This window comes from Candidatus Vondammii sp. HM_W22 (assembly GCF_022530855.2).
GTDB lineage: Bacteria > Pseudomonadota > Gammaproteobacteria > Chromatiales > Chromatiaceae > Vondammii.
In genome coordinates, this window is record NZ_CP099567.1 from 153,600 (window position 1) to 176,584 (window position 22,985).

General features: G+C 50.0%; 30 protein-coding genes and 1 tRNA gene. 9 read left to right on the forward strand and 22 right to left on the reverse strand.

Annotated features, from left to right (window positions below):
- Positions 1-23: 23 nt before the first annotated feature.
- Together MN084_RS00770 and MN084_RS00775 are read right to left on the reverse strand one after the other, a co-directional pair.
- Positions 24-203 (reverse strand): hypothetical protein, encoded by a 180-nt coding sequence (locus tag MN084_RS00770; protein ID WP_241085255.1) that lies wholly within the window; start codon positions 201-203, stop codon positions 24-26.
- A 12-nt stretch (positions 204-215) separates the two neighbouring features.
- Positions 216-947, reverse strand: coding sequence for a type IV pilus assembly protein FimV (locus MN084_RS00775; protein WP_241085254.1), 732 nt, complete (start codon positions 945-947; stop codon positions 216-218).
- Between the two features lie 259 nt (positions 948-1,206).
- On the opposite strand from MN084_RS00775, the gene MN084_RS00780 reads away from it, so the two are divergent.
- Together MN084_RS00780 and MN084_RS00785 are read left to right on the forward strand one after the other, a co-directional pair.
- A complete protein-coding gene (locus tag MN084_RS00780; protein WP_241085253.1) occupies positions 1,207-1,431 on the forward strand; it encodes a helix-turn-helix domain-containing protein in 225 nt (74 codons plus the stop codon).
- A 438-nt stretch (positions 1,432-1,869) separates the two neighbouring features.
- Complete coding sequence (locus MN084_RS00785) at positions 1,870-2,013, forward strand: hypothetical protein (RefSeq protein WP_241085252.1); 144 nt, start codon at positions 1,870-1,872, stop codon at positions 2,011-2,013.
- A 121-nt stretch (positions 2,014-2,134) separates the two neighbouring features.
- On the opposite strand, the gene MN084_RS00790 is transcribed toward MN084_RS00785, so the two are convergent.
- Together MN084_RS00790 and MN084_RS19030 are read right to left on the reverse strand one after the other, a co-directional pair.
- Positions 2,135-2,596: a hypothetical protein gene (locus tag MN084_RS00790; RefSeq protein ID WP_330178259.1), complete on the reverse strand. Its 462-nt coding sequence runs from the start codon at positions 2,594-2,596 to the stop codon at positions 2,135-2,137.
- Positions 2,583-2,807: a helix-turn-helix domain-containing protein gene (locus tag MN084_RS19030; protein ID WP_445083930.1), complete on the reverse strand. Its 225-nt coding sequence runs from the start codon at positions 2,805-2,807 to the stop codon at positions 2,583-2,585. The genes MN084_RS00790 and MN084_RS19030 overlap by 14 nt, the downstream gene beginning before the upstream one ends.
- A gap of 743 nt (positions 2,808-3,550) precedes the next feature.
- Here MN084_RS19030 and MN084_RS00795 point away from each other — a divergent pair.
- Positions 3,551-5,260, forward strand: coding sequence for a tetrathionate reductase family octaheme c-type cytochrome (locus MN084_RS00795; RefSeq protein WP_241085250.1), 1,710 nt, complete (start codon positions 3,551-3,553; stop codon positions 5,258-5,260).
- Positions 5,260-5,922, forward strand: coding sequence for a cytochrome b/b6 domain-containing protein (locus MN084_RS00800; protein WP_241085249.1), 663 nt, complete (start codon positions 5,260-5,262; stop codon positions 5,920-5,922). The genes MN084_RS00795 and MN084_RS00800 overlap by 1 nt, the downstream gene beginning before the upstream one ends.
- An 18-nt stretch (positions 5,923-5,940) precedes the next feature.
- Here MN084_RS00800 and MN084_RS00805 read toward each other — a convergent pair whose 3' ends face one another.
- The 4 genes from MN084_RS00805 to MN084_RS00815 form a co-directional block, all read right to left on the reverse strand.
- Complete coding sequence (locus tag MN084_RS00805) at positions 5,941-6,411, reverse strand: transposase (protein ID WP_241085248.1); 471 nt, start codon at positions 6,409-6,411, stop codon at positions 5,941-5,943.
- Positions 6,408-6,512, reverse strand: a complete 105-nt coding sequence (locus tag MN084_RS19035; RefSeq protein ID WP_241085247.1) for a transposase — start codon at positions 6,510-6,512, stop codon at positions 6,408-6,410. The genes MN084_RS00805 and MN084_RS19035 overlap by 4 nt, the downstream gene beginning before the upstream one ends.
- 221 nt (positions 6,513-6,733) lie before the next feature.
- Complete coding sequence (locus tag MN084_RS00810) at positions 6,734-7,090, reverse strand: TRAP transporter TatT component family protein (RefSeq protein ID WP_277400206.1); 357 nt, start codon at positions 7,088-7,090, stop codon at positions 6,734-6,736.
- Between the two features lie 79 nt (positions 7,091-7,169).
- Positions 7,170-7,391: a hypothetical protein gene (locus MN084_RS00815; protein WP_330178260.1), complete on the reverse strand. Its 222-nt coding sequence runs from the start codon at positions 7,389-7,391 to the stop codon at positions 7,170-7,172.
- A gap of 92 nt (positions 7,392-7,483) precedes the next feature.
- Here MN084_RS00815 and MN084_RS00820 point away from each other — a divergent pair, with 92 nt between their 5' ends.
- Complete coding sequence (locus MN084_RS00820) at positions 7,484-7,690, forward strand: hypothetical protein (RefSeq protein ID WP_241085245.1); 207 nt, start codon at positions 7,484-7,486, stop codon at positions 7,688-7,690.
- Positions 7,691-7,922: 232 nt separating this feature from the next.
- Here the strand turns inward: MN084_RS00820 and MN084_RS00825 are convergent, their stop codons facing one another.
- The 6 genes from MN084_RS00825 to fur form a co-directional block, all read right to left on the reverse strand.
- Complete coding sequence (locus MN084_RS00825) at positions 7,923-8,303, reverse strand: glutathione S-transferase N-terminal domain-containing protein (RefSeq protein WP_241085244.1); 381 nt, start codon at positions 8,301-8,303, stop codon at positions 7,923-7,925.
- A complete protein-coding gene (locus MN084_RS00830) occupies positions 8,284-8,595 on the reverse strand; it encodes a BolA family protein (RefSeq protein WP_241085243.1) in 312 nt (103 codons plus the stop codon). The genes MN084_RS00825 and MN084_RS00830 overlap by 20 nt, the downstream gene beginning before the upstream one ends.
- Positions 8,596-9,271: 676 nt before the next feature.
- A complete protein-coding gene (locus tag MN084_RS00835) occupies positions 9,272-9,874 on the reverse strand; it encodes an ankyrin repeat domain-containing protein (protein ID WP_241085242.1) in 603 nt (200 codons plus the stop codon).
- Positions 9,875-10,025: 151 nt separating this feature from the next.
- A complete protein-coding gene (locus MN084_RS19040) occupies positions 10,026-10,097 on the reverse strand; it encodes a hypothetical protein (protein WP_320416383.1) in 72 nt (23 codons plus the stop codon).
- 36 nt (positions 10,098-10,133) lie between these two features.
- Positions 10,134-10,268 (reverse strand): DUF1820 family protein, encoded by a 135-nt coding sequence (locus tag MN084_RS00840; RefSeq protein WP_320416340.1) that lies wholly within the window; start codon positions 10,266-10,268, stop codon positions 10,134-10,136.
- Positions 10,268-10,696, reverse strand: a complete 429-nt coding sequence (fur, locus tag MN084_RS00845) for a ferric iron uptake transcriptional regulator (protein WP_241085241.1) — start codon at positions 10,694-10,696, stop codon at positions 10,268-10,270. The genes MN084_RS00840 and fur overlap by 1 nt, the downstream gene beginning before the upstream one ends.
- A 182-nt stretch (positions 10,697-10,878) precedes the next feature.
- On the opposite strand from fur, the gene hisI reads away from it, so the two are divergent.
- From hisI to MN084_RS00860, 3 genes are read left to right on the forward strand one after another with little or no spacing between them, the layout of a single operon-like run.
- On the forward strand, positions 10,879-11,304 hold the full coding sequence (hisI, locus tag MN084_RS00850) for a phosphoribosyl-AMP cyclohydrolase (protein WP_241085240.1): 426 nt from the start codon (positions 10,879-10,881) through the stop codon (positions 11,302-11,304).
- Positions 11,301-12,095 (forward strand): hydroxyacylglutathione hydrolase, encoded by a 795-nt coding sequence (gene gloB, locus MN084_RS00855; RefSeq protein WP_330178261.1) that lies wholly within the window; start codon positions 11,301-11,303, stop codon positions 12,093-12,095. The genes hisI and gloB overlap by 4 nt, the downstream gene beginning before the upstream one ends.
- Positions 12,096-13,436, forward strand: a complete 1,341-nt coding sequence (locus MN084_RS00860) for a dihydroorotase (RefSeq protein ID WP_241085238.1) — start codon at positions 12,096-12,098, stop codon at positions 13,434-13,436.
- A gap of 27 nt (positions 13,437-13,463) precedes the next feature.
- Here the strand turns inward: MN084_RS00860 and MN084_RS00865 are convergent, their stop codons facing one another.
- Positions 13,464-14,315, reverse strand: coding sequence for a 6-carboxytetrahydropterin synthase (locus MN084_RS00865; protein WP_241085237.1), 852 nt, complete (start codon positions 14,313-14,315; stop codon positions 13,464-13,466).
- Between the two features lie 526 nt (positions 14,316-14,841).
- On the opposite strand from MN084_RS00865, the gene MN084_RS00870 reads away from it, so the two are divergent.
- A complete protein-coding gene (locus tag MN084_RS00870) occupies positions 14,842-15,051 on the forward strand; it encodes a hypothetical protein (RefSeq protein WP_241085235.1) in 210 nt (69 codons plus the stop codon).
- A 6-nt stretch (positions 15,052-15,057) separates the two neighbouring features.
- On the opposite strand, the gene MN084_RS00875 is transcribed toward MN084_RS00870, so the two are convergent.
- From MN084_RS00875 to MN084_RS00905, 7 genes are all read right to left on the reverse strand, one after another.
- On the reverse strand, positions 15,058-15,189 hold the full coding sequence (locus MN084_RS00875; protein ID WP_277400083.1) for a hypothetical protein: 132 nt from the start codon (positions 15,187-15,189) through the stop codon (positions 15,058-15,060).
- 4 nt (positions 15,190-15,193) lie between these two features.
- Positions 15,194-15,511 (reverse strand): hypothetical protein, encoded by a 318-nt coding sequence (locus MN084_RS00880; protein WP_241085234.1) that lies wholly within the window; start codon positions 15,509-15,511, stop codon positions 15,194-15,196.
- 134 nt (positions 15,512-15,645) lie between these two features.
- Positions 15,646-15,721, reverse strand: a tRNA-Thr gene (locus MN084_RS00885).
- 54 nt (positions 15,722-15,775) lie between these two features.
- Positions 15,776-16,171, reverse strand: a complete 396-nt coding sequence (locus MN084_RS00890) for a Fur family transcriptional regulator (RefSeq protein WP_241085233.1) — start codon at positions 16,169-16,171, stop codon at positions 15,776-15,778.
- Between the two features lie 75 nt (positions 16,172-16,246).
- Positions 16,247-17,341 (reverse strand): glycine oxidase ThiO, encoded by a 1,095-nt coding sequence (gene thiO, locus MN084_RS00895; protein WP_241085232.1) that lies wholly within the window; start codon positions 17,339-17,341, stop codon positions 16,247-16,249.
- A gap of 58 nt (positions 17,342-17,399) precedes the next feature.
- On the reverse strand, positions 17,400-17,840 hold the full coding sequence (locus MN084_RS00900; RefSeq protein ID WP_277400082.1) for a type IV pilin protein: 441 nt from the start codon (positions 17,838-17,840) through the stop codon (positions 17,400-17,402).
- A gap of 233 nt (positions 17,841-18,073) precedes the next feature.
- Positions 18,074-22,975, reverse strand: coding sequence for a pilus assembly protein (locus tag MN084_RS00905; protein WP_241085231.1), 4,902 nt, complete (start codon positions 22,973-22,975; stop codon positions 18,074-18,076).
- Positions 22,976-22,985 lie beyond the last annotated feature (10 nt).

The window sequence follows — 22,985 nt, forward strand, 5'->3', positions numbered from 1 at the left end:
GGACGATTGGGATAGGATTTCAGCTACTCATCAAGCATCTTCCGCCCATCCACAGCGTCAAGATCAGCAATAGTGACTTGTGCTGCCTCCAATCTTACCAGCAAATAGCGGTTATGGCATTCGCCTGAAAAATAGAGTTCGAACATACTGCGTGAGCGTTCATTAAAACCCAGCACACCCACCGTCAACGGCTCTCGATTCATCGCGATCATCGATTAACTATCCGTAAAAAAACCGGCCAGTTTTTCCCACTGATCGGGTATTGCCGTTGTCACACCACCCAATTGCAGCCACATTTCCATAAACGCCTGTTTATTTCGGGTGTGGTAATAAATTTCCAGCAATACTTTATTCAGCTCATCATCCATTGGATTGGCCAGAACGCCCTCCTCCAGCAATTTTCGGGCATCATCAAACTGGTCACCTTCGAGCAGTCTTTGCGCCTCCTGCAGTAGCGACAATGGTTGAACAGGAAAGGTTTTACTCTGTCGGCTCACCAGCAGACCCGTACCATTAAAAAAATCGCCCAACACTGAATCTGCGGAAGCCGGCAACGGATGAGAGCGATCTATTCCTGATCGCTGACAGAAGACAAAGTGTTCTTTCTGCTCACTGGAAAAAAACAGGCGAGATTTGTGGTACATACGGCGGCGTAATTCATAGCCTTTGTCACCAAGTACTAGATAGAGATCGAGCAGAGCCCCATGCACACCAGAGCTATCGTTTTTTGCAATGTGATACAGAATCCGCCGCGTGTGTGTCAGCAGATCAGAAGGCGTGCGGGCAACTTGATGGGCGAAGTGGCTGACCAGCCTATCCCGGTCAAGCGGCTTCGGCGCACTTAGCCGATGCCAGCGATCAAGAATAAAAGCGGGCTCAACACCCGGAAGCTCAAGGTCGGCCTCCTGGGGTGAAAAGCGACCTTTTGCAGAAATGGCTTTTATCACGCGGCCCACTTACCCTTTCAAGAATCTCTTTACATGAACACTCGAATGCTCTTTACAAGAGAACGGTGCCCTACTTGAACTGTATAATATGCCCCATAATATATGTGGGTTATTTTTTTTCGTGACTGTGTGCTCATTTTTCGCACCAAAAGCTTTTTCAAAAGCATGGAGGAAATTGGCTTTTGCAAATAAGCTGGCAGTACTCGACCCCTTTAAGTTATTAACCCGGCGGACATTTACATATTGATATAATGCTTGTATGAAAGTAGATGCAAGCAAGCTCAGCACTGAGCAACAAGAACTCCTGAGACAGCAAGCTGTTCAGCTCCGCCTGCAAGGAAAGGGCTTTAAGGAAACAGGCGGCTTATTGAATGTTCATCCAAATACGGCTGGACAGTGGTATAAGCGCTATCGTGCCGGTGGTAAAGAAATTCTGGCCATTGTGAAGCGAGGACCAAAAAATGCACACCGTCGCCTGCATTGAAGCTCAGAAGTAAAAAGTCATTGAAGCGATTCGGGATCGTATGCCGGATCAATACAAACACGGTTTTGCGCTTTGGACTCGATGATCCATTGCCCAGCTTATTAAGCAGCTTTGGGGAGTTAACATCCCTGTGCGGACTATGTCCGACTGCCTTAATCGCTAGGTTTTTACACCGCAAAAGCCAGCAAAGCAAGCCTGGGAAAAAATCCCAGGCAAAAATAGATGCCTGATTGAAAGATGAGTATCCTGGCATTAAGGAGCGGGCTAAAAAAGAGAATGCCACTATATTCCGGGGTGATGAAACGAGTATAAAAAATACCACGCAGCATGGTCGCTGTCATGCTCCGCAAGGACAAACGCCAGTACAGCGGTTCCCGTCCAAGCGAGTGTCGCTGAATATGATTTCAGCCATTGCGAATCAGGGTGAAGTACAGCTTCATGCTGTATGAGCCAGCCATGAATGCGAAAGTGCTGATCAAATTCCTAAGGGTACTGATTGAATCTACACCGGAGAAAGGTATTTCTGATACTGGATACCTATCGAGTGCATCACGCCAAGAAGATGAAGCGCTGGCTATCTAGCCGGACCGTAAAACGCGATCTGGGAGTGATGCACTTACAACTTGAATCCACTTATTGCTCAGTAAGCTTTCAACGACACGGAGCAGATGTTTGCCGGAGGGTATGGGCGGCTACTGAGAGCCTAATTTTCCACGCAGGCCAAGGCCGTTGCGCGGTAAACAGCCAGGACCGGATGCATCGATTTAATCCCTGCCATTGGTGTAACGATGCGTTTTCTCTCGCTTGCTAGGTTATCGAGGATCGCCTTATCCCCCTGAAAACTGATCAACGACTGCAAATTCGTCTGGCCGCCGCCATAGCTGACCCAGAGCTCGTCACCCGGTACTGCCTCCCCGTGAGAAGAGAGTAATACAATCTCACCCTCATAAAATCGCGGCGCCCACCTGCTGCCCGACACGACTAGGGCGAATGCCTCGAGAGTCTCAGGTACCGCCGTCAGATCTCCAGCAGGGCCGGAGGCGGTGGTGCCGCGAACGGCTAAGCCTCTGGGAACCGAGGGATCAATCAGATACTCTCCCGCTGCATCCTTCACACCACTGCGCCGGGTCCCGAAGGCCAGCCATCCCGGATCAAGCTGAAGCAAGCCGGCAATTGTTTCCAAATTGTGACAAGGTCGGGTTACGCCTTCCCGACAGATAGTGCCCAACTGCGCCACGGGTGCATCCGAGTGCTTCTGCGATCGTCCCCTGGGAGACGCCCGCCAGCTTCATGCACTCTTTTGCCCGATCAAACCAGTTTCGTCTCATCGAGCAAATAATATAGCTTGTATCATTTGTATCAACGACACGTAACATATTGTTATTGGCCTTTTGGATACACAGCGTATCATTGCTGGGGGTTAAACGATACAAAATGATGTTGCGATAGAGTATATGAACTGGCACCCACGTTACGAGCGCAGAGAAACTAGGCAGTTACTGGCAAGGGCTCACGAGGTGCCAGAAACAACCATCAGATCCTTAGAACAATGGCACAAGAAAGCATCCCTGCACCCTCAATAGTGCCCAGAAAATAGTAAAAATTACTAACCTGAAGGTTACTCGGTTTGATTTGCGACCGGAGATCTTTGGCTATGACCAGGGGTCAGAACTATGGACAGGGAAGCGTTGATCACTAAAAAACCAGTGGCCTTGAGACGTTATCAATAGCTGGGACTGCAAGGGTGATGTTGAAACAGAGTGGGCCATATCCATGCTCAAGTGGCGTATTGAGAGGGAAATAGAGCATCACACTTACGACAAGGGGAAAGCCGGGATGACTCAGGAAAACTTAAGTTTCTCTCCCTCAGCTCTAGCCGGCGATGCAGCATGACAAAAAAACGGCCAGTAGTAAAGTATGGGGAATTCCCGCGTGCGCGCTTTCCACTGAACAATAAATATCCACCCTTCAGTTAAATTGATTATTATCATTACTGCTATGGATATACAGGGAGATAATGAGGCTTTTTTACGATCCGGGTTATCTCCAACAAATTCAGACAGATACTGCCATCAAAAACAGCGCTTACCTGGGGCATACATTAAGGAGCGATATTAGAATGAGAAAAAAACACGCTGCGGCCACAAATAGCCGAACAACCCAAAAAAGGCTTTACTGCATAGCCATAGGTGCCTTCTGCTTAATTATTTCGGGAACAATCTATGCGGAGCACAGCGGTGAAACGGTAGTGGAACTGGGCATATCCGAATACACGGTCACAGATCAGGCCCATGCCGCTAAAAGAGAGAGGGAAGAGAGTAAATCCACCACTGATCATTCAAAACTGAAAGAGCTGAAAGGGCCATTCTTCAGTGGCCCTGAAGTCACCAAGGTATGTCTTGAGTGCCACAACAATGCCGGTCACCAGTTCATGAAAAACAAGCACTGGACCTGGGACTACAAACACCCCAAAACAGGTCAGCATCTGGGGAAAAGCGTTCTGATCAATAACTTTTGCACCAATGCCAGAGGCAATGAAGGCATGTGCGCCCAGTGTCATGCCGGTTATAACATGACAGATTCCGACTTCGATTTTACCAATCAGGAAAACATCGACTGCCTGATCTGCCACGAGACAACCGGGACCTATTACAAAACGCCGACCTCAGAAGGCAACAAAGCCTGCTCCATTATGTTTGAGGGTAAGTCAGGGATTATTTGGGAAAAAGTAGCCCAAAGTGTCGACATGCCCACCCGTAATAACTGCGGCAAGTGCCACTTCTACGGCGGTGGCGGCGATAACGTCAAGCATGGTGATCTTTCATCCGCGCTGTTCGACCCGCCAAAAGAGGTGGATGTTCACATGAGCAAGGCCGGTGGAAATTTCGACTGCATCACCTGCCATGTTGGGGAAGGCCATGAGTGGGCTGGCAGCCGATATGAGATGCTGGTCAATGATGAAGTCGGTACCGGCAAACCTGGCATGCCCCGTAAAGTTGCCTCCTGCGAAAGCTGTCACAGCGCATTACCTCATCCAATGGACACGGTAACAGGCATCAAGCTCAATAGCCATACCGACCGGGTTGCTTGCGAAACCTGCCATATCCCTGAGATTGCCAGGGGTGGCGTCGCCACAGAGGTTGACTGGGATTGGCGCACCATGGGTAAACTCAAAGATGGTGAAGGTTTTAAACTCAAAGAGTACACTCAGGGCGATGGCCATCATCGTGCCACCTACAAATCCATTAAAGGCAATTTCACCTACGGAGAGAATATCCAGCCAATGTATGCCTGGTTTGATGGCACCATGAACTATACAACCATCGACACCAAGTTCGATCCATCAAAAGGGCCCATCGACATAAATAGTTTTACCGGTTCTCACGAGGATCCGGGATCACGCATCTATCCATTCAAACGGATGCACACCACCCAGCCTTACGACAAGGGAAACAACACCCTGGCCTACATGCATCTTTGGGGCAATGATGAGAATGCACTCTGGGGCAACTACGACTTTGGTAAAGCCATTGAGGCGGGGATGAAGAAAAACAACATTCCTTACAGCGGTGAATGGGGCTTTGTTGAAACCTACTCCTATTGGCCTGTCAATCATATGGTGGCCCCAAAGAAGGATGCCATGAAATGTGGGCAGTGCCATGCAAAAAATGGCCGGCTCAGTCGTCTAGAAAAAGTCTATATGCCGGGAACAGGGAGTAACGAATGGGTTGATATCTTAGGCTTGCTGGCAATTTTTGGTGCCCTTGCAGGTGTAACAGGCCATGCCGGGCTACGCGGACTAGCCTCAAGAAGCAGGAGAAAAAACTGATGTCCATGCATAATATTCTAGTTTTCAAGCGATTTGAACGTCTCTGGCACTGGAGTCAGATGGCACTCGTTTTCACCCTGATCCTCAGCGGCTTCGCCATCCACGGTTTCTACAGCTTTATCCATTTTGGTGATGCCGTAACGCTGCATACCTGGGCCGCCCTGCTACTGCTGGCAATCTGGGCATTTGCAATTTTCTGGCTGTTTACCACCGGGCAGTGGCGACACTATATACCCACGGTGGAAAACTTTGCCAAAGTCGCACGCTTTTATGCCTATGGCATTTTCAAAGGAGAGCACTACCCCTACATAAAAACCTACCGGCGCAAGCATAATCCACTGCAGGCGCTGACCTACCTGTTGGTCAAAACGGTTATCTTCCCCGGCATCTGGATATCTGGGGTCGCCTATCTGCTGATCAGCTTTGGTCTGGGAAATTTTCTTGGCGTCATTGGGTTAGAGAATATTGCGTTGATTCACACCATTGCCGCCATGGCTATTGTGGTCTTCGTCATTGCCCACGTCTATCTGCTGACAACCGGCGACTCCTTCATCCATCATGTCAGGCCGATGATTACAGGCTACGACGATGTGGAACTGACTGATGAAGAACTGGCCTATTTGCAAGCCAATGAGCCCAATGTCCTGAAAGACAAATCATAGAGAGAAACGGTCATTCAGCTAATTCAGGTGGCCACAGGTAAAAGCGTTTGCTGGCGTGCATTCTCGATTTGCCGATGGCTCTTGTCCAGTTAATCGTCGATTACGACAGGCTTTCTTCTGGGTAAAATCTTTGGCCTTTGGCGCATGCTTGGTCAGTTTATCTTTCTGTCCTGCATAGGCAGAATCTCCCCGTACGCGGGTTTCGTTTCCATGCAACAGGTCTTCCAATACCTGCGAGTCATGAATATTGGCCGGTGTCACAGCAATTGAGTGGATCAGTTTGGTTTTGCTGCCCACAACAATATGGGCCTTCATGTCAAAGTACCATTGGTTGCCTTTGCTGGTTTGATGCATATCCGGATCATGGCTTTTCTCTTTGTTGTTCGTTGAACTTGGTGTATTGATTATCGTGGCATCAATAAGGAGTTCCCGGTTGAGCTTCATATCATTCTCGGTCAGGTAAACATTGACCAAAGCGAAACAGCTCATCCCCCAAGGTTATTCCTTTCCATCAGATGGCAAAAATTGCAGATGGTTGTTTCATCCGGTACGGGCTCATTACCCAGATCAATACTGACGAGCTTACTCATGGCAGGTGAATCATGAAGCGCTCCTTCCGGGTGATGATTTTCTCCATCTCATCCAGAACTGCTCCTTGCGGGTCTTTTTTCGGTATTTTTCAAAACTCCTAGCTTCTAAGCTTTGTCGTTTCATCGGTTTTCTGGGGCTGGTGATCTATAGGTCAATGGCATACGATTACTTTAATTAAGATGCCCTAAATTTTCCACTGTATCTACTTGCTGAGAGCTTTCTAAAAATAGCCATCTGTGAGCAGTTCTTGTGCCGCCTGCTGGGCCAGAATATTACTCAGGACCAAGTCAGGCTCATTCGGGTCTGCTTTTAGCACTTCATTCAGTAGGCGGTCATGGAGTTCCTGATCAAATATCAGTCGGGTATATTGGCGGGCATATCCAATCTTTGCCATCAGATCCCGGCTCTTGGAGTATAGAATGGCTAACTCGAAGTGTCTGCGGCCAGCTTCCGGTTTTCCACCAATGGCTGCGGGCAGTTGCGAGCGCATCACACCCAGATAGAGTTGCGCTCTGCCTTGGTCGTATTCTGGCTCCAGGTCAATGACTCGTTGCAGAAGCAGTTCAACTTTTGGCAGGTCTGCAAGGGCGCTCTAGTCGCCTTTGCGGCTTTTTATCCTATAGCGTAGGTATAGAGCATCTCCAGTTCGTGTCTTTCTATGGTCCGAATTTCTGGCTCGAATTGTTCAAATGCCCCTTCTTCACTTCCACAGATGAGCGGCCTCTCATGGGATAGCGCCTGGAGCGGTCGGTCATGCGTCTGCCCGAACGGTATTCCGACAGCTGTTGAGTGGCCATAGACGCGCAATCGGCAAGCAGGAGGCTCACCATAATAGCGGCGGTAAATGACTGCCATTTCCTTTGGGCTTTACCGGTCATCTGCCTCTCTTCAGCGGTGTTTTTTATGTGGTGGAGCCAGCCTTTTGAAGGCAGAATCCAGGGATGACCCCCGTGGCGATGCTTCCTAAAAAGTGCCGAAGCAGGCGTTCCCCTCCTCCTCGGTAAATACGGGAAGAGCTGATGTAAAAATTAAAGGGTACATCATGAGCCAAGACCAGTATGGTGAGGGAGCCGTTGAGGATGATGTTTATGCCCATCCATTCGATGATCTGCTGTTGGAAGCTGATGTCAAACCAGATGCTGACAAAAAACAGAATCACAGCAAGTGGAGAGAATAGGTTGGCAATACGTTCATGGTGCCGGGTATAGCTTTTAATATTCGAGCAGACGGTCATGGAAGCTCTTTTACTTCCTGGTTATTGCCGCCTGAACTTCGTTGGCAGAGGGTCTACTGACCCGGCAATTCGAGATCATGCACTAGCAGTCAATCCAATGGTAAGTTCCCCCAAGTCCGTATGGGATCACACCCAAAGAAGGTAAGGAAAAAACAGAGGAGCGCAAGCGGTTGGGTCAAGTGATTGTCCGGAATCGCAGTTTCAGATAGCTGACTATGTCGTTAGATTCGTAGAGCCACTTCACTTTGCTGTCCCCGGTCGGTATTCTCAGGCTGGAAACTTGCCGTTTGTCGCCATCCTGAAAAAGCTCGAGTGAGTGCGCTTCTGGTGCGTGTATATCGCGAGATTCAACTTTCAGTTTAAGTTGGGCGATGGTCCGGTCGGCTTTGTAACAGTAAGGGCAGCTCTTAAAGCAGTAGATTGCCAGCTGGCTACTCTCTTCGCCTACCCGTTTTTGCTCTTCGACCGGGCGTTGACGGCAGAAAGTGGCAGCCAGTTGATGATTCTTCTGAGCAGCTTCTGATTTCCCATTTGGTTTAAGTCTGCTTGGATCCACCGAGACATTCAGGGGAGTCAGGCGATTTGCCGCTCTTTTTAAACCACTCTTCGGGTGTCATGGCGTGCAGTGCCAGGGCGTGGAGACCGCCGGTGAAGGCCTGTTTCAGCAGGCTGTTGATCCGGCGGTGCCTGTTAATCAGTGATTCACCTTCAAATGCCTCGCTAACCACGGTTACCTTGAAGTGGGATTGCGCACCCTCCGGTACGCTGTGCATGTGACTCTCGTCAATTACTTCCAGGTGGGTGGGTTCTAGCGCATTTCTGATGATCTGTTCTATGGTCGATTTCACATGTAATTCCTGATGTTGGCTGAAGGGGCGGTCAGTTCTCAAAAGTCCGTGGGTTAGGGAGGAGGAGGCATCTCCATACCCTCTCGCAAAAACTTCTGTACAATGTTATTGAGAACTTCGTTCCTTTAGGAGTCTCTGATCAATTCATGAATCGGTGTTTGATGGCTGAAATCTCCCGGCTCTGCGTTGAAAATCTTGGCAATAGCCCGCTATTATCGGCAATTTTCGCTTTGATCCAGAAGATTTCAACTCGTTATCCATCCGATCTGGAATTAATCCGAGGCTCCTTTAATGTGTCCTTATGTGGGTCATATTAGCCTGTTTTTTCTCTCTAGAATCACTTCTCATATTGCGGGAATAGAGATTCAGGTATCCGATGGATACTCCTCACTGACAATTTAGTGGGAATGTATGGCAGTATCGGGAGTTGCGAGCCCAAGTTATGACATAAACTCTTCGGCTATTTTGTACTGCTGTTCAGCCTCTTATCCACAGTACCCTTATCGCTTTCGATCATCAGGCAGTTTTTTGCCATAGGTGACTGAATTGCCACTTTCCATGCGGGGCTGGACTTTTCTGCCAGAAGTGCATGCGGATGGATATATCACTTACATTCTAGGTAATGAGAGGAATCCAATTCATGAATTGATCAGATGCTCCCTAAACAGGTATCCGGTTAAAACAGGGATGGAGATGAATATTGTTGTGCAGTCTCCTGGCCAGATGCTGCATTCAGTAGTGAGACTATCTCTCCATGGCCATTACGACTAGCCCAATCCAGCGCTGTATTACCCTGATAGTCTTTAATATCGCATTTTGCGCCGCCCGCCAGCAGTGCCTGGACGCTCTCTCTGTGCCCGCGCTTTGCCGTCCAGATCAGTGCCGTCCACCCCCGGGTGGATTCACGCATATTCAGGTCGGCGCTCTGTTGTACCAGCTGTTTGACAATCTCAGCGTGATTATTGGATGCAGCCAGCATCAAGGCGGTATAGCCACCTTTATCTCCCAGGTTCAGACGGGCGCCTGCCTGAAGCAGGCGTTTGGTGGCCTGAGTGTGCCCATTCAGGGCAGCTTTCATCAATGGCGTCCAGCGACAGATATCCCTGATATCGACTTGGGACTCTCCAGAAAGCAGTGCATCCAACCGGGCCATATCACCCTGTTCTGCAGCGATGATAAGGGGTGAGCTTTGCTCACCATCCGTTATATCTGGCTCCTGAGTACAGCCGGTGACCAGCAGAATGGGTAGCAGGAGGGTGTAAAACAGCGGTAGGTGCATCTGTGCCTCACTTTTCAGGGAGCACCATTAATAGCGGCACAGTCGCCGTCTGGACAATGATTTTTCGCAATGCGGCTTTGATGAAAGAGATTAGTGGTCTGTTTTCTTGCCGGGCGGGTAGATGGCGCTGGGAAAGGGGGTGAAGTTGGCATTACCATCCAGCTCCATGATTTTGCACATTGCCCCGTTTTTCGACTTCACGCGCACGGATAATGTAATGCATCGGAATCAGGGTGCGACTGACGCCGCTGAATTCGCTCTAGAGCCGCTCTTCCGCTGAGGTGGTCTCACCGAAGATCAATCCTTCAATTTCGATGAAGCCGTATATCTCGGCCTGACGGACCGCCTCTGCACAGGGTTCGTGACTGATGAAGGCGATGCGGAAAATACGCATCAGGATTTGGCCTGCTTTCGGCACTTGGGGCAGAGACCATAGAGAACCATACTGTGCTCCTCCATGGCAAATCCTGCCTTGGCGGCTATCTTTTGTTGCCTGGCCTCGATAGTGTCGTCGTGAAACTCCTCCACATGGCCGCAGCGCACACAGACAATATGATCATGGTGATCATCTTCGGTAATTTCAAACACAGAGCGGCCTCCCTCAAATTGATGGCGCTTTACCAGACCTGCCTGCTCGCACTGCGTCAGAACGCGGTAAACAGTGGCGACACCGATATCCTCTTTCTGCTTTAACAGTAGTTTATAGATATCTTCTGCGCTGGCGTGCTGTTCGCGGTTGTTCTCCAGAATCTCAATAATTCTGAGTCTGGGCCGGGTCACTTTGAGTCCTGCTTTTTTCAGTTTTTTGGATATCTCTGTCACGAACTTGATTCCTTTGTGAGATACGGGAGACTATATCACTCCAACAGCCTAAAGTGGCATTAGCCTCAAGTCCCCAAAAAGTTCGGTGGAGGAGGGTATCTCCATACCCTTCTTGTGAACATTATCTATGGTGTTATTTAAATAAGGCGCCAAGTACATCTAACAAGGTCTATCTTAATAGCATGAAACAGACAGAAAAATTCAGCTTGGGCCAGAGCCTCCCGTTGTCAGAGGTACTGGATAGCCTGCCCTATAACAGTGATGGATTGGTTCCAGCCATTTCCCAGCAATACGACACTGGAGAGGTGCTGATGATGGCCTGGATGAACCGTCAGTCCATTGATGAGACGCTTGAGAAAGGACGGGTCTGCTACTGGTCCCGGTCCCGGCAGAAATTCTGGCGCAAAGGCGAGTCTTCAGGACAGATACAGATGCTCAAAGAGATGCGATTTGATTGTGATGGTGACACGATTCTTCTGGTTGTCGATCAGACAGGCCCTGCTTGCCATACCGGCCGTCGCAGTTGCTTCTACAATCAAGTGAATGGCGACAAGGTAGAGGTAGTGACAGAGCTACTGATCGATCCTGAAGAGCTCTACGGTAAGTGACAGGAGGAGCTATGCTGCAGATCTCTCCTATACTTGCCTTTGATGACAATTACATCTGGCTGCTGCGCAATCCCGATAACGATATGGCTGTGGTGGTTGATCCCGGGGATGAAGCCCCGGTACTGGAGAAATTGAAACAGGATGGGCTGACCCTCGCCGGGATGCTGATTACCCATAAACACGGAGACCATACCGGCGGTCTGGCCGGGCTGAAAGCCGCCTGGCCGGGTATTCCCGTATATGGTCCCGCCAGTGAGCCGATCAACGGGGTTACCGTTAAGGTCAAAGAGGGCGATAGGGTTTCAATTCCAGCTCTGGATTCGGAATTCCGGGTGATCGATGTGCCAGGGCACACAGAAGGCCATGTCGCTTATTATGGTGAAGGTGCCCTGTTTTGTGGCGATACCCTGTTTGCTGGCGGGTGCGGGCGTGTCTTCAGCGGAACCTATGAGCAACTGCATGACTCACTGCGGCGGATAGCGGCACTTCCCCCCGATACGCAGGTTTACTGTGCCCATGAATACACCCGTGCCAATATTGGGTTTGCCCGATGGGTTGAGCCGGATAGTGACGCTATCAAACAGAGAGAGGAAGTGGTCGGGCAGATGTGCTCCCGAGGTGAGCCAACCGTCCCTTCAACACTGCAGATGGAACTGGATACTAATCCATTCATGCGCACTGATGTGCCGGCTGTGAAGGCGGCGGCGGAGAGATATACCGGCAAACCCCTGATTCATGGTGCGGAAATATTTACTGCCGTAAGATGCTGGAAAGACAGAGAGTACGACTAAATGAATAATAATATTTTGATCAAAAATGCCCAGATGATTAATGATGGAGAGATTATAGAGGGGGATTTGTTGATCAGAAATGGGCGTATTGAGCAGATCGCCACTGAGATCCCAGCAAAAGGAAGGATAAAGCTGCTGGATGCCGAGGGTATGACACTGATGCCGGGGATGATAGATGATCAGGTTCATTTTCGTGAGCCCGGCGTGACCCACAAGGCGGATATACGGAGTGAATCCAGAGCTGCGGTGGTTGGCGGCATCACCAGTTTTATGGAGATGCCGAACACCAACCCACAGGCAGTGACCCTGGAGGCACTGGAGAGCAAGTACGCTCTGGCAGCTGATCGGTCATTGGCAAATTTTGGCTTTTATCTGGGGGCTACCAACGACAATATCGAAGTGATTCGTCAGCTGGACCCGAAGCAGGCTTGTGGTATCAAGGTGTTCATGGGGGCTTCCACCGGAAATATGCTGGTGGACCGCGAAGAGACGCTGGAGGCGATCTTCAAGGATGCGCCAACGCTGGTGGCCACTCACTGTGAAGATACCCCGACGATCCTGAAAAATGAACAGGAGTACCGGGTAAAATATGGCGAGAATGTACCGATGAAATTTCATCCGGCCATTCGCAGTGAAGAGGCCTGCTATCGATCTTCCTCTATGGCTATTGCACTTGCTAGGCGTCATGGTACACGATTGCATGTTCTGCACCTCACTACGGCCAGGGAGCTGGAACAGTTTGAAGCGGGGCCTCTGGATGGAAAACAGATTACCGCTGAGGCCTGTGTCCACCATCTCTATTTTGATGAAGCTGATTATGGGAACAGGAGGAGCTTTATCAAGTGCAATCCTGCGATCAAAACCAGAGAAGACAGAGACGCCATTCGCCGGGCACTGGTGGATAACCGTATCGATGTGATTGGTACCGATCATGCTCCCCATACCCTGAAAGAGAAGCTGGTGGAGAGCTATTTCAAATCCCCGGCCGGTCTGCCGTTGGTGCAGTGGGCAATGCCGATGGTGTTAGAGCTCTATCAGGATAAGCTGATCTCCCTGGAGCAACTGGTGGAAAAGACCTGTCACGGGCCTGCACGGCTGTTTAATATCGTTGATCGGGGTTATCTGCGCGAAGGTTACTGGGCCGATCTGGTATTGATGGATCTCTCCAGTTCCTACCGGGTGAGGCGAGACGATACGCTCTATAAGTGCGGCTGGTCTCCGCTGGAGGGTGACCGGCTTCGTTCCCGGGTGGTGGCCACTATCGTCAATGGCCGGATGGCTTACCATGAGGGTGGGGTTAATGATGCTGTGCTTGGTCAACGTCTGGCGTTTGATCGATAATAAAAATCGGGTCAGAAGCTGGTTGTCTCAGGCCTCTCCAACAGCCCCTTTATCCACTCCTTCGTAGGTTCTTACCCTGAATGTTGATTCGGGGTTTTCTTTTTTCAGGACATCTGCAATATGCTGGGCCAGATTTTCCACGGTGGAGTCTGTGTCGATTAGGTTGCAATGGGATTGGGGCAGTTCCAACTCAAACAACCCCTGGTTCGCGGTATAACTGAAGCGGTAACAGAGGGAGCCATTGCGGGTAAATGTTTCCACCAGATCAGCTCGGGTGCCGATATAGATATTCTTCCAGCGTTTTGCCCATGCACTCTCCAACACAGGATTTCGCTGGTTATCCCTATCTATTTCAATTCGTGAACGGTGTCCGTGGGCTATCCGCTGGCAGTTTCCTGCATGATGTTTGAGTCCATGACCGTAGCGGTACCAGGGGCCGTCAATATTTTCCGGGTAAAGCCGAATGCGAATCGCCTCCACATTGTCCGGCAGGCTGGGCTGCAGCTTGGTTATGATGGCATCGGTCACCGTCTGTTCGGTGATTTGATCGGTATCGATAGGCAGCGTTGCGTCACTAGGCGCACAGTGGCGTAGAAGTTCACCTGATGCCAGGCGGAACAGAATCTCAGAGCGGTTGTTCTGCTGATTGATCCGGCAGCCGGGGTAGTTGCTCGGGACCAGCAGTCTGTGATCGAAACAGTCATCGATAATGCGCTTCACCCCCCGCTTTACATCGCCAAAATCCAGCACCATGCCCTGGTGGTCCAGTGAGCCGTCAAGCTCGATATCGACCTGCCAACTCTCTCCCAGAAGCCCCAGCTCCGGGTGCAGGAAAGCGAAGTCGATAACAGTTAGGCGATTAACAAAAAGAATGCTCATAATGCGGCGCATCTAAACAGACTTTATACCTTGGGTGCAAGCGCTGTTGTCAGCGGCTCCAAAACCGGACACCCTGTTAATCCGATAAGGAGGATGAGTGGTCCCGTTTCAATTCTGAAGTATTGGAGCGGAGGAAGGCCTGAAAATTTCACTCATTATCAGGCTGAAACCGCACCGGATCATTTTCGTATCAAGCTACCTTTTGTTCGACATGATCCAGCAGATTGATAATCTGTGGTGAGAGGTCATCGGCACGGGCAAAGACTTGCTCTGCCTCACCACCTTCTCCGGATTTTTTTTAACGAGACGATGTTTTTTATGATTTTGTGCAGCTCTTGATGACATTCAGGACTGAGCCAATCTCTTCATTACCCTGTTCCACCTTGCCGGTCATTTCGGCTGCACTTCTTGCCTCATCACTTAATACCTGAATGGAGTCGGTAACGAGTGGCCGGATAATCATTCATGTCAGTAAGGTATCAATTAACAGGCCTGTAATCATTGATATTCTCCCCGGCTGTATCGTTTGCTCTGGCGTATCAGTCAGCGCCTGACCAGTCTCTGCAATGGCGGCTTCCTGACGTTTAACCAGCATTTCTGGTGCGCTGTCAATTTTCTTGAGCAGGGATTCTATATCTTCTTTTACCAGCCAGGCATCAGTCTGCTATCCGTTGTTGCCATGGATCTGGACCAGCTGTTAATGTTGTTGGTAAAGTATGCTGATCTGCTCCATTGAGTCTGCCTATCCTAGTGTCAGTTCGTCCTTCATGGCGGCAATAGACTCAATCATCGATTTCGTTCGAGTGAAGTAGAGGTCCAGGTCTTTGAATGCCGCATCAGAACGGAAGGCCAGGTAACCTCTGACACCATTCATCACGTTACTCCAGCGTGTAGCATAGTTCGGCGACTTTTATCAATAGTTCTTTTTGGATTTCATCCTCCGCTTCCTCTAGCTCCGACATAATCATTTGCGACGCCAGTTGGGATATTATCCGGCTGAGAGGGCTAAGGTTTTCATCGGGGTGGGCAATTCCCGGAGGATTTTTTTCAAAGCCGGTGATGGTATCGAGTAGATGGTCGCCCCGGCTGCGAAATTCTGCCAAATCTGCAGTCAGCTTTTCCATCAGGACGTTTGATTCGCTATCGGTTTGCACCACGGGAAGTGCTCTAGGGCGGGAGAGGCGCTGCTTTGTCAATTATTTATTTTTCAAGGAGCTTATCTTATCGGTTATTGGGTAGAAAAGCTTTAGGATTATTTTCATCCTGAATGGAATAATTATTTGATAAGTTTCTAAAATGCCTGGAAAGAAGGTGGAGTGGGCGGGGGGAATGGAGCCGATGTGCGGAATCGAACCGCAGACCTATTCATTACGAGTGAATCGCTCTGCCAACTGAGCTACATCGGCCTGAAATTGACGATAGCGAGTATAAAGAAATGTGTAATTGGGTACAACCAGCGACTAGTGGCTGGTTTTGCCGCGGAGATGGACCACCACCTCAATGCTGTCGATTTCGGTGTTTTCCGGCAGATTTTCCGGCAGGCTGATCTGTATCAGCTCTTCATCGATATCGCTCAGTTCCTGGGTCTCAGGGTTATAGAAGTGGTGGTGGGAATGGGTGGATGAGTCGTAAAAAGTACGGGACGGATCGACAATCAACTCCCGAATCAAACCCTTACGGGCGAACAGGCCAAGGGTGTTGTAAACGGTAGCTTTAGAGACCGTTTTCCCGCTTTCATTGGACAGCTGCATCGCATCTTCGGCAGACAAGTGTTGAGGCCGGGCCAGAATAGCGGATGCGATTTTCACCCGTTGAATGGTTGGTGTGATACCGTGGCTGCGCAAGAGCTTTGTCATGCTCTGTTTTGTTTCATCTAATGTTCTGCTTAATTCGCTCATAGGTCAATTATAAGCAAAATTTATCGGCTGCGTCTATTTGGTGCGTTGTGCTGTCAGTGAGTAGGGCTCAGGAACGATGATGGGCGTTCGTCCCAGCACTGTATCGGCCATCAATCGCGCCGAGGCTGGACCGAGTACCACGCCATTCCGATAGTGGCCAGCATTGATATAGAGCCCCTCAACTTCAGGATGCTGGCCGATATAAGGAATTCCTCTGGGCGAGCCGGGCCTCAAGCCTGCCCAATGATGGGCGATGGAGAACTGCTCCAAGGCTGGAAACCGGCTGGTGGCGATCGTGTAGAGTTCTCGTTTTACCTCTTCCGTGATCTGCTTGTTGAAGCCTGTGTGCTCAAGAGAGCTGCCAAAGAGTGTGTATCCATCACGACGGGGAATGATATAGCGGTCTTGCTCAAGAGTAATACGGTTGATCAGGTTGGGTGGTGTTTTGAAAATAATCATCTGACCGCAGACCGGTTTTACATCCGGGGCAGAGGCAAACCCGCTTAACAGCTCTCTGCTCCAGGCGCCGGCGCAGACGATAATGCTATCAGCCTGCAGTGTGCCCTGGTTGGTAACGACACTGGTAACATATCCCTTGCGGGATTGGATCTCCATCACCTGGGTTCCCTCCCTGATGTCGACACCGCGCTGTTCAATATCCTGACGAAGCGCTTTTACCAGTCTTGGATTGCGCACCTGCGCCACATTGGGCATTAAGATGGCGCTCTCTGGTGGTCTGTGCATCTCCGGTTCACCATAATGAACCTGTTCGCTATCGATGATTTCAATGCGGTTACCGGTATGTTCGGCCCATTCAGCGGCCTGCTTTTCTTCATCCTGGCTGACGATCAACAGCCCGTTCTGGGTCCACTCTGGGTCAATGCCTGTGTCAGATGCAAGCGTCTCTGCGAGTACCTGATAGTTTTCCTGGCTCCACTGTGCGAGTGTGGTAACAGAGGCGGTGTATCGCCAGGGGTAAAGAGGGGAGACGATGCCGCCGCCGGCCCAGGAAGACTCTCTTCCCGTTTGCTGGCGATCAATCAGTGTGACGCCGGCACCGGAGAGGCGCAGTTCGCGGGCGGTCAGCATACCGATGATGCCGCCGCCGATGATTAAGTAGTCATGCAATTTAAAAATATCCCGGTAGGCGCTTCCCAGGGCTTATTTTAGCCGGGGTAATACTCCCTTACCAGCATCTGTTATCGGTACCGCTTCGCTTTTTGCGCCCAAAGCTGTCAAGGGTCAGATTTTTACAGCCATTATCGCTTTGCGTAGACCCTGGAGTTGCGGTCAATTCGAAACAGTTATCCTTGGTATGTGCAGACTTATTGCATGCCGTGCCAGTGATATCACCAATTTTTGCACCTATGACGTAATGACCTTCTTGAGAGTTTGACCCACCGAGTTTCGTCATGTCAGTGGTATACTTGCTGTTTTCGGTAAACCATCTCTCCTGGAGCACGGCGGCTTGGATTAATGCACTTTTGCCATCTGTACGCTGTGTTTTAATAATCTGATCCCGGTAGCTGGGATAGGCAATTGCAGCGAGAACGCCAATAACGGCTACGGTGATCATCAGTTCGATAAGAGTAAATCCTCTTACTCGTTTTATATTTGACTTACGCATGATGTGTGATGCCTGTTTGGTATTTCCTGTGGTGGCTAAGATGTATTGCGATGCTGCCCCAATAACCAGGGAGCCACCGATTAATTACTGGATCGGATGGATGATGAGATGGAATCTTCCGGGTCAAGGCGAAAATTGCCGGTAAAAGCCAGCTATTGCCAAGATTTCCAACGCAGAGCTGGGAGATTTCAGCGGTCAGACACTGATTCATGAGTTGATCGGAGGCTCCCCTTCTAGTTTGCAAAATCAATCTGGCGCCAGGATCGCCGCTTGGCTGATAACCCCCCAGGTATGAAAACCTTTGAACGAATAATGGCCCCCGCACTGCCCTGGACCAACACTGTCATTTTACTTCCATCGGCTGTGGTACTACCAGATCCCTTATGGACAACAGGTGCCGATGTCCGTCCTATACCAAGGCTCAAGCTCTCATTCACCAGTTCGGCGGTTCCACTGGTAACGGTTCCATCGGTGCCGATAGGAGCAAAGGGAATGGCTGTGCCGGTCATGAAATTGTTGGCATGGAGTCTGCTTGACTCTGCCTCACAGAAGTTTTTCGCGCCGGGAGTATAGTCTGTGTAAATCAACAGATTGCCCGTGATCACCGGGTTGGTGATATTTCGTGTGTTCGGCTCTGTATTGGAGGTGGTTGGGAAGTCGGTTTTCCAACCTGACTTGCTGCTTATGGCAGCAAGCAATTGATCATAGGTATCAATGTCTGCGCCTCCAATCTGGTAGTTAGCTGGGAGAATGGAGCCATCGGTGAAAATTTGCACATCCGTGGTATCGACCAGATCGGCAGCTAAGACAGCTGTATAGGCAAGATCGCCACTGTTATTAACGGGCTCTTTAATTCCGTACATGCTTTGCTGAGAGGTAGTTTCGACATTATCACTATCGGCGGTCACAAAGAAACGGCCTGTACCCGCCACAATCCACTTTTTGCCTATGGAATCCAGTTTTGTCATAGGCTTTGAGATGAATGGCTGAGAACTTGAGAGTAGTGTATAAAGTTCTCCATTGGACACTTTCATGCGTCTCAGCTTTCCACTTGGTTGAGCTTCAGTGCCACCAACGATACCAAAATAGACGACATCATCAATGAAATCGCTATCCCAATCGGTGCTGGTAGGGTTGCCGACAAAACTGTCGTTCTCATCCAGATCAACCGGTCCAGATTTTGGAACAAAGGCCTTCTTTTTTAGGTCATACCTGAACAGTCTGGCGCTCTGCGTACTTGTTCCGGTCCGATGGCTGGTTGGACCTGACCCAAACACCAGCTCCCATATATTGAGGTTGTCACCACTTGTCGTCCAGTCCAGGTCGCCACCGGGGCTGCGTTTTTTTATCACACTCGGCACGCCGGTTGTGTATCCCAGATTGGCATGGCTGATTTCGGCAATCAGCATGGGAGCAACTTCCGGGTTGGTGACATCGAGCACGACGTATGAGGATCGAAATACCTCGTCGTCACTGGTCGTTCCCGGGGTGTTATTAACATCCACGGTGATGTCGCCGCCGCCGAAACGCATGCCCATCACCATGACGGTACCCCAGCCACCGGGGTGGTCAGTGTCTGCGGTAAAGATATTGGCATCAAATACAATCGGGCGACCGTCCATATAGTAGACATGGGGATAGCCAATTTCCGGTAGCCATTTCAGGTGGGGTAAAAGCGCCTTGGGAACATAACCCCACAATTCGCTGCCCAGAGGGTGCGCTGTTTCGCCAGAGTTTGAGGTTTTGAACGCTTTCAGTGACGCATCCCAGAACCCACCATTGAAGGCGTGTATCATGCCGTCATTGCCGCCGACAATGATCACGTTGCGACGATTTTTATATTTGGTTTTGAATCGCAGATAGCTGGTATCATCATGTGTTATCCCGTAACCCTCGTTCGGTGTCCCGATGACTACCGGTGATGAGTGGATAATATCCCCTAGCCGCCATACCTCATCGCCAGAGGTGGATGGGTTAAAATCCACAGACCGGACCCGATAGCCGGGGATGTCATCCTTTCCCCGTACATAGTCGATTACGTTGTCTGCTGTCGCTTCATCCGCAACATCAAGATAGGTGTAATTGGCCGGTTTGAAAGTCGCCGTGTCAAAGTTGATAAGGGAGGTTCCGTCGGTGGAGGTTAATATGTGCCGCCCTCCTGCGGCGGAGTTCGTATAGGGGCGCTGTGAGACCACTTCACTATTGGTCAGTTTCCCCAATTCGTCACGGGCGTTCCAGATCGGTCTCAGATTGGTAATTGGGTGAATGCTAAATTGAGTAAGGGTCAGGGCGCTGTCGAGTGCCTTGTCTGATTCGGTTACAATTTCGCAATCGGTGCTGTTATAACGCTTGATCCTGGTTGTATAGGGAATCGCACTGGTATCCTGATAGATATCAATTGCCGGGTCCGTACTGCAGTCATCCAGGACGCCGTTGTTGTTCGCGTCTTCTCTAAGGTTACTCTTGCTGTCTATAAATATGCCCTGGACTAATCCCGCCCAGCTAATGCTGCGGTTACTGTCTTCATATTTCGGGTAGTAGAGTGCCTGGTAAAGTGCGCCTTCGCCGGATGTGTTGTTGGAGACAACGGCTGCTGCTGTACCAGAAGAGACCCGGCTGACGATCTTTCTGAATATTTTGGCCAACTGTATTTCCAGGCGGGAAGGGTCTCTTATTTGGAAAAAATTGTCTGGAATGCCGTCAGGGACCGGGTTGCCATCGGTATCTTCGCTGTCCCACTCGCGGTTGTCGCTGGTGCTGCCGTTATAGGTAGGGTCTCCGCTGCCGTCCAGATCGGTATAGCTGCCGTATTTAGCTGCATAGTAGAGAGGGTTCTTTAGGAGCTTTGCCGTGGTGGCGGAGCTGGCGAGAAAATCGGCGATAAACCGATGCTCATCAATACCCTTATATCTTATCTGTGGTTCCGAGTCCGGATTCTCATCGTCCATGTCCCATGCACTAAAATCTGGACTGATGAGACTGTTATCCGCAACTACAGGAAGGTAGGTGGCATCACGCGTGGTGCCTGTGATGGTATAGCCAAGCTGCAAACTCTTTTTGGCATGGGCATGAACAAGACGAGTGTTGATCCTGATCCCGCCGCTTACTAACTTACTCTCGCCACGACCACGATAGCTTGTGTCCGCCCAGAGCAAGGATTTTCTGTTAGTTGCAGAGGAGCCTACCAAATCGCAATATCCTTCGACGCAAAACTCGATACGTTCCATCGCGTCGAGGTCATAATCATTACCAAAAAGGGAATCATCCCAAGAAATCAACAAGCTTCCAGCTACCAAATTTCCATTGCTATCATGATGTTGGCTTTCAACGGTGATGCCGGTCATGCTGCAAGCTTGCCATGGATGGGAACCGTCGGGACGACCTTGTGTTGATTCACAATAGGGTAGGAAGGTGATCTCTTTGCCGCCACCGCCTACTTTTATGGTCAAGCTTGGCAGCGATTCAGCTAAAGCGACGGCATAGGTATCAACTTTTTGCATTTCCGGGTAGCCTGCACCGGTTCGCAGATCATGGGTGTGGGCATGGTGTGCCAGTCCTGCGATATGGAAGCCGCCTTCCAACTGGGGTACTTCTGGGCATATTCCCGTGATATCGGAGAGATTATCTGCCTTTTTTCCGGTGCATCGGTGATTGCTATTGGTGTCTCCTCCGTGAAGGTACATACCAGCAAAAGAGCCTCCCATCTCTATGTCGCCAACAGCATCAGTAGCATCATTAATACTGGTTAATCCTGTGATGCCTGAGGTGGAAAGATTATCTTTGTCGAACGAATTTAAACCGGTAGATATGGTAACGATAGCGCAATTGGCACACCATTTATCGGCTGACATGGGGTCGCGCCAGGAGGCATCATTGAGTCCGGGAATATGGGCAGTGTCATCGCCATTAAAGTTGCTGGTGGGTGATGTCTCTCCGGAAAAATAGCGCAGTGCCTCCATGTATATTTCGCTCAGTGGATTGCCCCAGTCAGCACATTTGTGGTTGCCAGAATGAAGTTTAAATATAAATGTGCTAGTGCGGCCCTGACAGTCCCAATATGTTGAGTAATCATAGTTATAAGTGGCGATCCGTAGAAGATTTAATGTTTTGATGATGCCTTCACTACTGTCGTCTTTATTAATAAACACGCCGGTAGCGGTGTCAATTTCATCATCGGCTGGATCGCTATTTCCCGCGAGTGCTGTGATGTTCTTGCGAAGCACGCCTCCCTCTATATTTCTGTCATAGCTGCCGGACATCAGGCCAAAGTGGAGTGTCCCATCTTCTCCATAGTGTTGCAGGAGGCCGGTAGGCTTGTAACCCCCATTGGGGTAAAGTTTGCAGTTACTCTCTTTGGTTGAGGCACTCACGCAAACCGCTACGTAAACGGGCAAAGCAGTTCCATTGTGTGGGGTAGACGCCCCGTCATCCCACTGACATTGTACAGTTTCTGATGTTGCCCATCGGGGATAGGGACCTTCGGCAATGCGTACATAAGGGTCTGATTTTATGCTGGTAGAGACGTTGCACAGGGTGATGCTTGTTTTGTTATCATAGGGCGTAAACCTCATCATCTCAGTGGTGGTGCCGGGTGCAAAAACCTTGGCAAATGCGTGTACGTCTTGCGGTATATAGGTACGTTTTAAAACGGTTGTGTCCGTGTCATCGGTTGATCTTAAACCACCATACAATACTCGGCGCACAATATCGATTCGCGTCATGGTGGCCCAATTGAGAAAGTTACCGCTCCAGTGATTAGTTGTTGAGCAGTCGTGGTTGTTGATTCCTGCTGTTGCCTCTTCAGGATTGAACCTGAAGTCATCGTGGCTGTAGCAACGGTTGCTGTCAAAATACCCGTAGTAGTCGAAGGTGTCGGTATAGCCTGTATTCAACCGGCCATCACCGTCAAGATCGCTGTAGTCGGTGTAGGCCTTGTGTGTCAATTGGTGATCAACCGACATCACCAGCATCACCAGCGGGGGTGCGCTGGGGCTGGATGCTGTGGGTATTCCGCTAAAGTCTGAAGAGGTTGTTCCTGATACTGCAGCAAGTGAGGATGCGGGCAAGATCAGCCCCGCTAACAGCAGTGCCTGAATCGCGCAGCATGATTTGTTTAGGAAGTTTGAGGTTTTCATGAAGATTTTC